Origin of the sequence: Streptomyces sp. NPDC001480, assembly GCF_042894725.1 — a bacterium.
Lineage (GTDB): Bacteria > Actinomycetota > Actinomycetes > Streptomycetales > Streptomycetaceae > Streptomyces.
Genome location: NZ_JBIAVX010000007.1, coordinates 399,290 through 409,013, shown reverse-complemented (window position 1 = coordinate 409,013; position 9,724 = coordinate 399,290). Strand labels below are relative to the sequence as shown.

At 72.2% G+C, this 9,724-nt stretch carries 7 protein-coding genes and 1 pseudogene; 1 reads left to right on the top strand and 7 read right to left on the bottom strand.

The annotated features are described in order from the left end of the window. Positions 1 to 83: 83 nt before the first annotated feature. The 4 genes and pseudogenes from ACFY01_RS20025 to ACFY01_RS20010 all read right to left on the bottom strand — a co-directional run. Positions 84 to 1,067: pseudogene (locus ACFY01_RS20025) on the bottom strand (glycosyltransferase); the annotation flags it as partial. Further along, entirely contained in the window at positions 1,064 to 1,900 is an 837-nt protein-coding gene (locus tag ACFY01_RS20020; RefSeq protein ID WP_390737037.1) for a glycosyltransferase family 2 protein, read from the bottom strand. The gene ACFY01_RS20020 and the pseudogene ACFY01_RS20025, both read right to left, overlap by 4 nt. 364 nt (positions 1,901 to 2,264) lie before the next feature. Beyond that, the gene (locus ACFY01_RS20015; RefSeq protein WP_390737036.1) at positions 2,265 to 3,362 is read right to left on the bottom strand and encodes a GNAT family N-acetyltransferase; all 1,098 of its coding nucleotides are present in this window, start codon (positions 3,360 to 3,362) and stop codon (positions 2,265 to 2,267) included. 1 nt (position 3,363) lies between these two features. Next, positions 3,364 to 3,780, bottom strand: a complete 417-nt coding sequence (locus tag ACFY01_RS20010) for a hypothetical protein (RefSeq protein ID WP_390737035.1) — start codon at positions 3,778 to 3,780, stop codon at positions 3,364 to 3,366. A gap of 312 nt (positions 3,781 to 4,092) precedes the next feature. Between ACFY01_RS20010 and ACFY01_RS20005 the strand changes: the two genes are divergently transcribed. Next, a complete protein-coding gene (locus tag ACFY01_RS20005; protein WP_390737034.1) occupies positions 4,093 to 4,899 on the top strand; it encodes an SGNH/GDSL hydrolase family protein in 807 nt (268 codons plus the stop codon). 5 nt (positions 4,900 to 4,904) lie between these two features. Here ACFY01_RS20005 and ACFY01_RS20000 read toward each other — a convergent pair whose 3' ends face one another. Genes ACFY01_RS20000 through ACFY01_RS19990 form a run of 3 tightly spaced genes read right to left on the bottom strand, consistent with a single transcriptional unit; the run spans position 4,905 to position 9,661 of the window. Continuing rightward, the gene (locus ACFY01_RS20000; RefSeq protein WP_390737033.1) at positions 4,905 to 6,509 is read right to left on the bottom strand and encodes a serine/threonine-protein kinase; all 1,605 of its coding nucleotides are present in this window, start codon (positions 6,507 to 6,509) and stop codon (positions 4,905 to 4,907) included. A gap of 45 nt (positions 6,510 to 6,554) precedes the next feature. Beyond that, the gene (locus ACFY01_RS19995; RefSeq protein WP_390737032.1) at positions 6,555 to 8,102 is read right to left on the bottom strand and encodes a sulfite exporter TauE/SafE family protein; all 1,548 of its coding nucleotides are present in this window, start codon (positions 8,100 to 8,102) and stop codon (positions 6,555 to 6,557) included. Further along, complete coding sequence (locus tag ACFY01_RS19990) at positions 8,099 to 9,661, bottom strand: tetratricopeptide repeat protein (protein ID WP_390737031.1); 1,563 nt, start codon at positions 9,659 to 9,661, stop codon at positions 8,099 to 8,101. Before ACFY01_RS19990 ends, ACFY01_RS19995 begins: the two co-directional genes overlap by 4 nt. Positions 9,662 to 9,724 lie beyond the last annotated feature (63 nt).

The window sequence follows — 9,724 nt, the reverse complement described above, 5'->3', positions numbered from 1 at the left end:
ATCCGTTCCGCGGCCCCCTGCGGGACGGGTCCCGCCGCCGCTCGCGAGCCCGTCTCCGTCCCCGCCCGCCCGGCGGGTTCCGGCTCGGCCGGAGGTACGGAGAACGTCATGCGGCCGCGCCGGGCGCGTACGCTGCCCACCGCGTAGCCGCCCGCCGCCGTGAGTACTCCGGCGACGATCGCGCCCGCCCGGCCCGCGCCGCCGGGGCGGGCCAGCAGGGCGTCCCGCAGGCCACGGGCGAGGCCCGCGGGCAGCACCCGGGTGGTGTACCGGCGTTCGGACTCCAGCCCCTTGTCCGCGCCGACGCTGCGGGCGACCAGGGCCTTGGAGAGGCCCTCGGCGTAGGCGCGGGTGCGGAAGTAGGCGAAGTGCTCGCGCGCCCCGGGCACCCGGTGGTGGATCACCGCACGGTCGTCGATCAGCAGGATCGCGTCGGGCCGGGCACGGCTGAGCCGGATGCACAGCTCGGTCTCCTCGCAGCCCAGCGGGCGCCGGTCGCCGTCCCGGCCGATGCCGGTGGCGAAGCCGCCCGCCGCGTCGAAGGCCGTACGCCGGAAAGAAGCGTTTCCGCCCAGGACGTTGCGTACCCGGACCCGCCCGGCGGGCAGACCCCGGTAGGTGCAGCCGACCACCCAGTCGAACTCCTCCGGGAACCAGGCGGGGCGCCGCCCCGACGCCCACACCGGCTCCGTGCGGCCGCCGACGGCCATCACCCGGGGATCGGCGTACCCCTCGGCGAACCGCCGCAGCCAGTCCCGCTCGGCCACGGCGTCGTCGTCGAGGAAGGCGATCACCTCGCCGTGGGAGGCGGCAATGCCGGTGTTGCGGCCCGCGGACAGGCCGCGGGGGCCCGCGTTGGCGAGCACCCGCACGGCACCGGCCCCGTCACCGGCCTCCTTGTACTCGCCGGCCAGCCGGTCCAGGAGCACCGGATTGTGGTCGACGACCAGGAGCGTCTCCAGCGCCGGATACGACTGCGCGCGCACCGAGGAGACCGCCGCGAGGATGTCCTCCCAGCGGTCCTCGGTGTACACGCAGATCACGACGGAGATGTCGGGACCGCTCAAGACGCCTCACCTTGCCCGGTGTTCAGGATCGGCGAGTGGTGTGCGGCCATACGGCGCAGGGCACGGCGGTTGGAGCGCTCCCGCAGGATCACCCTGAGCACCCGCAGCCCGTCCCGGACGGCCCGCAGATTGCTCGTGCCGTGGATGCGGAGGTACTCGTGGCTGGGGATCTCCTGCACCTTCAGCCCCGCCTTGACCACCCGGATGTTCATCAGGGTCTCGACCTCGAAGCCGGTGCAGTCGAGTTCGATCTTGTCCAGGCAGTGCCGCCAGAACGCGTTGTACCCGTAGCAGAGGTCGGTGTAGCGCGCGCCGAACTTGCGGTTGACGACCGCGCACAGCACCCGGTTGCCGAGCTTGCGGATGAAGGTCATGTCGTCCGTGCCGCCGCCGTTGGCGAAGCGCGAACCCTTGGCGAAGTCCGCGCCGGAGACCAGCGCGGACACGTAGCTGACGATCTCCTGCCCGTCGGCGGAGCCGTCCGCGTCGACCATCACGATGATGTCGCCGGTGCACGCCTCGAACCCGGTGATCAGGGCATCCCCCTTGCCCTTGCCCCGCTGTTCGACGACCTTGACCTTCGGCCACAGTCCGCGTGCGACCTCCACGGTGTCGTCCGTGGAATTGCCGTCCACGAGAACGACCTCGTGGATCCAGTCCGGCAGCGTCTTGAAGACGTACGGGAGGTTCTCCGCCTCGTTCATGGCGGGAATCACCACGCTCACCGGCGGCGCGATGGCCAGGTGAGAGGAGACGGGCCGGTACGTGGTGGCGATGAAAGGCTCTTTGCCTGGATTGCCGCCCGGATTGGGCGGGTGGAGAACGGAACTCATGGCTGGCTGTCCCTCTCGTCCGGTGGGCCGCCCGCCCCCGGGCGGCCCGCTCTGTGTCCGGTTCGAAAGGGGGGTTCTCACTCACGGCACGGCGAACGGATCTCCGAGCACACGGGTGAGCTGGCAAAAGCTGGCCGGCCCGCCGCAGAACGGCAGCCGGTCGCGCGGCACGGCTCGGTCACCCAGTGCGGTCACCGAGCACGGCACCCCCCTACCGCGCCCCGCGCCGGAACGTCGTGGCCCTGAGCCCTCCCCTGGAGCCGTTGTCGACGGACCGATGCGGGTGAGATGTCTGACGGTATTGACGATTGAACCCGTATGGCAAGGCCTGGACCGAAGCCTCACGTTTTTGTTGGTTTAGTCATTACATGTGTCTCGAACGGATCTTTCCCATCCGTTTGAGAATTCTGTCCGCCGGTTCGAACAGTTCCGGCCGCGACATCACCGTGTTGCGCAGCGCCCGGACCGGGGCGCGCCGCGCCCGGTGCCCGACCGCCATCGGGTGACGTCTCGTCACCCACCCTTCCGACACGGTGATTTCGCGTGTCTTCAGGGAGTCCTTGTATTCCTTCTGGCCCCGGCCGAGATCGAGATAGGCGATGCCGTCCGCGGCGGCCGCCTCGGCCATCCGCAGGTGCAGGACCAGCCCCGGTGAGTACTTCGCGAACGCCGGGTCGTACGCCGGGAACCAGCACGCCAGTATCCGTTCGGTGCGCAGCCCGAAGTGGGCGGCGACCGGCCGGCCGTCCGCGTACAGCACCGACAGGATCCCGGCGAACGGTTCGGAGCGGGTGTGGAAGAGCCGGGTCACCAGCCGGGTGATCCACTCGTGCGCGAAGCGGTCGCTGCGCCCCGTCCGGCGGTACTGCGCGGACTTCCACGCCATCAGCGTGTTCAGGACCTCGGGGTCGCGCTCGTCGTGGACGTAACGTACGGTGCCCGCGTCCCGGCCGAGTTTGCGCTCCTTGGCGAGCGTGCTCCGGGTGAACTTGGGGGAGTGGGCGCGTAGTCGGCCCAGGTAGGCCTCGTAGCCCTGGTCGACGTCCACGACCGGGGACGGGAAGCTGCCGGAGGCCGAGGCCTCGAACGGCCGCTGGCCCTGGACCAGATGGTCGAACTCCCACAGCGCGAGCCCGCAGGCCCGCAGTAACTCATGGGCGTCCCAGGTGAAGCCGGGCCGGTGCACCAGGCCCTGGCAGTCCGAGACGCCGAGACCGACGGCCCGGCCGACGCCGGTGGCGGATCTCTGGTACGGGAAGAAGGCGGCGGGCTCGCCGTCCTCGTGGACCACCGCGATCCGCACGCCGCGTCTGACCCGGCCCACGGCGAGCGCGAACTCCGGGGACAGGAACGGGTTCGCCAGTTCGGGGGCCCCGTGCAGATGGGCCTTGGCCTGCATCGCGGTCCAGGCCGCCCGGTCGGCGGCGCTCAGTTCACCGGGGCGGTACACCCTGATGTCCACGTCACACGCCCTGTCTTCTCGCCGTCCTGCCGCGCGGCAGCCGCGGCAGGACCAGCAGGAGAAGGAGGAGGCTGAGCGCGGTCACGGCGACGACCCCACCGCGCACCGACCAGCGGTGCACGGCCAGCATGCCCTGCGCCACCAGCATGTTCACGGCCACCGCACCGGCCACCGAGGTGAGCGAGCGGCCGAACGGATCCAGTCCGCGCAGCGCCGCCGCGATGGCCGCGGCCGGGGCCGCGAGCAGGAAGAACAGCACGCACGGGCCGCGCAGGAACCAGTGCGAGCCGGTGAGCGCGAGCAGTGCGCCGACCCCGCCCACGGTCGTGGCGGCCCCCGCGAGCAGCGGCGACAGGTCCCTCCCCGGCCCTTGTCGCGCACGCTCGATGCCGTCCGCCGCGGCTGACTTGATGCGCATGTTCATACGTATGTTCTGCATTGGCGACTTTGCCCCCCGAAGCGCCGGATGCCGGGCTTCAATGTCGCGCAGCCCCGAGGGGGCCGTCAAGATGCGACGGCCGCTCGTGCGGCATCTTGTCCGGCTTTAAACATGGCCTGGGGTGACGCTTGAAGGTCATCTGTGTGTCACCGTGCCGAACATAAACAAACGGGCAGGGACCATACGAAATCGATCCTGTTGAGGCGTCAAAAGTCTTGGCATGAACACTTCCCGTCAACACGCGTAGTTGCTACGACGGTTGAGGCAGAGATCCTGCTAAAGGGAGGTTCCATGAGACGTTCCCGGTTTACGGCATTCGTGACCTCACTCCTCCTCGCCACCGGCCTCACCCTCACCGAGGCCGCCACGGCGCAGGCGTCCACCCCCGCCGCGACCGGCGGTTACGTGGCGCTCGGCGACTCCTACTCCTCCGGAGTGGGATCGGGCAGCTACATCAGCTCCAGCGGCAGCTGCGACCGCAGCACCAAGGCGTACCCGTACCTGTGGAACGCCGCGCACGCCCCGTCCTCGTTCGCCTTCAACGCCTGCTCCGGCGCCAAGACCGGCGACGTGCTGGCCGATCAGCTCGGCTCGCTCAGCACCTCCACCGCCCTGGTCTCGATCACCATCGGCGGCAACGACGCCGGTTTCGCCGACGTCATGACGACCTGTGTGACCGGATCCGACAGCACCTGCCTGTCGCGCATCAACACCGCGAAGGCGTACGTCGACTCGACGCTGCCCGGCAAGCTCGACAGCGTCTACTCGGCGATCAGCAGCAAGGCCCCGTCCGCCCGTGTGGTCGTGATCGGCTACCCCCGCTTCTACAAGCTGGGAACGACCTGCATCGGCCTCTCCGAGACCAAGCGCGCCGCGATCAACGACGCGGCCGACTACCTCGACACCGCCGTCCAGAAGCGCGCGCTCGACCACGGCTTCGTCTTCGGCGACGTCCGCACCACCTTCTCCGGCCACGAGCTGTGCTCCGGCAGCGCCTGGCTGCACAGTCTCGACCTGCTCGACATCACCGAGTCCTACCACCCGACCGCGTCCGGCCAGTCCGGCGGCTACCTGCCCGTGTTCACCAACGCGGCCTGACCCGCTCAGGGAGAGGCGGAAGGAGAGGAGGAGGCCCCGTCCGACGGGGTCTCCGCCGTCGCGCAGGTCACCGAGAACGGCACCTGGTCGGAGGTCGTACGCACCGGGCCGCGCACCTCGACGCCGATCGCGTTCTCGACCGTCCCGCTCTCCGAGTACGTCGTCACGACCACCTTGTCCTGCTTGGACTTCCCGCCGCCCGCCGGGAAGGACAGCGTCTTCCATCCCGCGTCCGAGACCGAGCCGTTCTTCGCCACCCACCGGTACTGGACCTCGGCGGGCAGCCGGCCCACCGTGAACGTCGCCGTGAACGCGGGCGCCTGCGCGCTCGGCGGCGGACAGCTCCCGGAGTAGTCCGTGTGCGCCCCGGACACGCTGACGTGCACGGACTGGGCCGGGGCGGAGCTCGCCGGGCCGCTGCTCGTGGAGGGTGGCGGGGCACCCTGGTGGGAGCCGGTGCCGCGGGTGGGGGCCGGGGAGCTGAGGCTGCTGCCCTTGTCCGTGCTCGCGCCACCGTTGTTCTTGTCGTCCTCGTTGCCGTGGTTGAGCAGCGCGTACGTCAGTCCGGCCAGCGCCAGGGCGACCGCGACCAGGCCGGCGACCAGGACCACGCCGGCACGCCGGTCGCGCCCCGGCTCCGGTACGGGCGCTGTGGCGGTGCGGGACGGCACGGGTCTCGGCGGCGTCGGGGACGACGGCCGCATCGCGGGCGACGGCTGCACCGGACGGGTCGGGGCCGTGGGAGCGTACGAGCCCAGGGGCCCGGTGTCCGCGCGCGGCGCACCGCCCGCGGCGACGAGCCGCAGGTCCTGCTCGGCCAGTTCGGCCGGCAGCCGCTCGGCCGGATCCTTGCGCAGCAGCCCCTCGATGACCGGGGCGAGCGGTCCGGCCCGGCGCGCCGGCGGCAACTCCTCGTCGACGACCGCCCGCAGTGTGCTCAGCGGCGTGTCGTGACGGAACGGGGAACTGCCCTCGACGGCCGCGTACAGCAGCACGCCCAGCGACCAGAGATCCGACTCGGGACCGGGCGTGCGCCCGAGCGCCCGCTCGGGGGCGAGGAACTCGGGCGAGCCGATCACCTCGCCGGTCATGGTCAGCGCGGAACTGCCCTCGACCGTGGCGATGCCGAAGTCGGTGAGCACCACCCGGCCGTCGTCGGCCAGCAGCACGTTGGCCGGCTTCACGTCCCGGTGCAGCACCCCGGCCGCGTGGGCGGCGCGCAGCGCGGCCAGCACCTCGGCTCCGATGTGCGCGGCGTGCTGCGGGGACAGCGGACCCTCCGCCTCCAACTGGTCGGCGAGGGACAGCCCGCGCACCAACTCCATGACGACCCAGGGCCGGCCGCCCTCCATCGCCACGTCGTACACCGTCACCACATTGCGGTTCGCGACCCGCGCCGCCGCCCAGGCCTCGCGCTCCAGCCGGGCGTACATCCGCTCGACGTCCGCCGTGGCCAGCCCGGCCGGGGCCCGCACCTCCTTCACCGCGACCTCACGGTGCAGTACCTCGTCGCGGGCCCGCCACACGGTTCCCATCCCGCCCTCGCCGAGCGGGGACAGCAGACGGTAGCGGCCGGCGATCACACGTTCACTGCCCGGCTGTTCGGACACGGGTGCCCCCCACGGCATCTCGCGTGATTTCTCCACAAAAGTAGCTCAGCCCAGTGCGGATGCCGCCCCCTTGAGCACCAATCCGGCGCCCAGGACCAGCACGACGAACGCGGACGCCAGGGGAGTGCTCCGGCGCACGAGAGCCGCCGCGGGACCCGCGGTCCAGCGGGGGCGCTTGTTCAGCACCCGGTTCATTCCGCTACCCAGCTTGACGACCGCGAACCCGGCCGCGGTGAGGGTGAGCGCCAGCCCCACGCCGTACGCGACGACCAGCAGCAGACCGAACCACGCCTGCCCGAGGGCCGCGGCGCCCACCAGCACCACGACGGCGGACGGGCTGGGCACGAGCCCGCCGGCGAACCCGAGCAGGATCGTGCCGCGCAGGGTGGGAGCGGTCTCGTGGGTGTGGGTGAAGCCGCCGTGGGTGTGCTCCACGGCGCCGTCGTGATGGTGGTGCTCGTGGTCATGCCCGTGGTCGTGGTCGTGCTGGTGGTGCTCATGGGTGTGGTCGTGGTCGTGCGTGTGGCCATGCCCATGCCCATGCCCGTGTCCATGGCCGTGCACCTGTTGCCGGTTGCGCAGCGCCCGCCGTACGAGGTTCGCTCCCGCGACGGTCACCAGGAGGCCGCTCGCGATGCCCAGCCAGGCGATCACCGAGGGGGTCGCGGCCGAACCGGCGGTGACGAGCAGTCCGAGGGCCACCACGCCCAGGGTGTGGGTGACCGTGACCGAGGCGGCCAGGGGGAGCACGTCCCGCATGCGGGCCCGGCCGCCCCGGGCGGCGGCCGTCGCGGCCATCAGGGTCTTGCCGTGGCCCGGCGCGAGGGCGTGCATCGCGCCGAGGCCGATCGCGATGAGCAGGGCCAGCGAGGCGAAGCCGACGGTGAGGTCGTGGCGGGCGACGAGATCGTCCAGCGCGCGGGTCCAGCGGTCGGCGCCACGGGGCAGGATGGAGGAGGCGGGGGCGTCCTGGCGCTCCTCGGCGAGTGCCGGTCCACCGGGCCGCGCGTGCACGGAGGCGGTGACGGTGTCGGCCGGGGAGGAGAGCAAGTCCTTGGGGTACGCCGTCAGTTCGTGGGAGACCGACGTCTTCGGCACGTCCGACGCGGTGAGCGTCATCCGGTCGCCGCGCGCGGTGATCTCCCGCCAGCCCGGTCCCGTGGTCGTGCCCGCGCTGTGGAAGCCGAGCGTCACGGTGTCGCCCTTGGGGAGCGGGGCGGTGAACCGGCACTCCACCCGCAGGGTGTCGAGCCCCGCCTGGCCGGGCCGCAGCTTCGCGTGCGCGGTGCCGGCCGACAGCGCGGTCGTACGGCCGTCGACGGTCAGCTTGCTGCCCTCGGCGGCCGTGGCACACCGCTGCCGGGCCCACTCGGTCAGGCCGCCCAGCCGCTTGATGTCGGGCTTGGCCTGGGTGGCCGGGATCTCGGCGAGGTCCTCGAAGTGGTCGACGCGGAGCTGCCCGGGGGCGGCGACGAGACCGTCGTAACGGTTGACGGTGAAGTTGCCGAGCGGGTGGGCGCTCGCTGCCGTGGCGGGCAGCAGCACGAGCGCGCCGGCGGCCAGGGCGGCGGCGAGGAGGCGGCGCGGCTTCACTTGGCCGCCTCCAGCGCCTTGCGGGCCTCGCGGGCGCCCAGGGGGGAGAAGCCCGGGTTGAGCTTCAGGGCCGCGGTGAGCGAGGCGCGGCCGTCCTTCCGGTGGCCGGTGGCCAGTTCGATCATGCCGCGGTGGTAGAGGAAGGAGGCGTTGTGGTAGCCGGTGGCGGTGGCCCGGCGGGCGTGGTCGAGGGCTTCCTGGTCCTTGCCGTTGACGTGCAGGGCCCAGGCCAGGGCGTCCGCGGTGTGCACGGTGTGGCGCCTGGCCCACTCGGCGCGGGCGGCACGCAGGGCGGCGGCCTTGTCACCGTGGTCGGCGGCGGCCAGCGCGGTGTCGAGGTCGGCGTTGACGCCGTTGGCGCGGGCGAGGGAGATCCAGGCGTCGACGAGGGCGTACTGGTCCTCGGCCTTGGCCTTGTCGCCGTCCTGGCCGCGCGCCTCGTACAGCTCGCCGAGTTCGACGAGGGGGCCGGGCAGCGGATACCGCGAGACGACGAGCTCCATGCCCTTGATCGCGGCGGTCCGGTCACCGCTCGCCGCCTGGGCGCGGGCGCGGCCCTCCAGGGCCGGGAGGTAGTTCTCGTCGGCGGCCAGGGCGCGGGCGTAATGGTGCAGGGCCGTCTTGTAGTCGCCCTGGTTCCAGGCGAGCTGGCCGAGCTGGGCGGAGACGTAGGCGATGTCGCCGCGCGAGGTGGCGCCGGCCAGGGCCTGCTCCAGTACCCGGCGGGCCGTCTTCACGTCGCCGCGCAGCTCGTGCACGTACGCGTACCGGGTGAAGACGGGCACGCCCGGCTTGCGCTCGTCGGCCGTGTCGGCGGCCTTCGACGCCTCGTCGTACCGGCCCAGTTCGACGAGCGCGTCGATACGGGAGGACAGGGCGCGTTCGCTGTAGGGGTTCTGCTTCAGGGCCCGGTCGGCGTAGGTGAGGGCCTCGGCGAACTGGTGCCGGGCCGCGGCGAGCGCGGCGAGGCCCGCAAGCGCCTGGTCGTTGTCCGGGGACAGCCGCAGCGAGCGCTTCAGGGCCTTCTCGGCCTGCGGGTACCGGGAGGGGTCGCCCTTGGTCCGTGCCTGCTCGTCGTAGGCCAGCCCGAGGGTGGCCCAGCTGCCGTAGTCCTTGGGCTGGGTGCGCAGATGGGCCTGGAGGGAGGCGATGGTCGCGTCGAGGTCGCCGCTCGCCAGCAGCCCCGGGTTGACGGCGCTCGAGGCCGCCGCCACGGTCGCGGGCGAACCGTCCCGCGCCGCACCGAAGGCGATCGCCCCACTGGTCAGCGCCACCGCCAGCAGCGCCGCACACCCGGCGAGCCGAGCCGCCCGCCACCGCCGCCCGGCATCCCCTACCCGTCGTACGGCGGCGACCCGCACATCCACCTCGGACGCCTCGGTCTCCGCCGCGGGAATGAGCTCGGCTTCGGTGGACTCGGCTTCAGTGGACTCAGTCTCAGTGGACTCGTTTTCCTGACCAGGGAGTTCGGCCCGCGGGGCGGGGGATGTCCCACCGGCGGACGGGAGTTCGTCCCCGTCCACCTCGGACACGGGGTTGTCGTTCGTGCGCGGGGACATGCCCTCTCCTGGGTCGCCTGGTCGTTGCGGGAAGTCGTGGGACGGCGCGGCCCGCGCCGTGGG

Excerpts from the sequence above, each read along its gene's own strand:
- ACFY01_RS20020 (WP_390737037.1), bottom strand. The coding sequence starts at position 1,900 with ATGAGTTCCGTTCTCCACCCGCCCAATCCGGGCGGCAATCCAGGCAAA.
- ACFY01_RS20005 (WP_390737034.1), top strand. The coding sequence starts at position 4,093 with ATGAGACGTTCCCGGTTTACGGCATTCGTGACCTCACTCCTCCTCGCC.
- ACFY01_RS19990 (WP_390737031.1), bottom strand. The coding sequence starts at position 9,661 with ATGTCCCCGCGCACGAACGACAACCCCGTGTCCGAGGTGGACGGGGAC.
- ACFY01_RS20010 (WP_390737035.1), bottom strand. The coding sequence starts at position 3,780 with ATGCGCATCAAGTCAGCCGCGGCGGACGGCATCGAGCGTGCGCGACAA.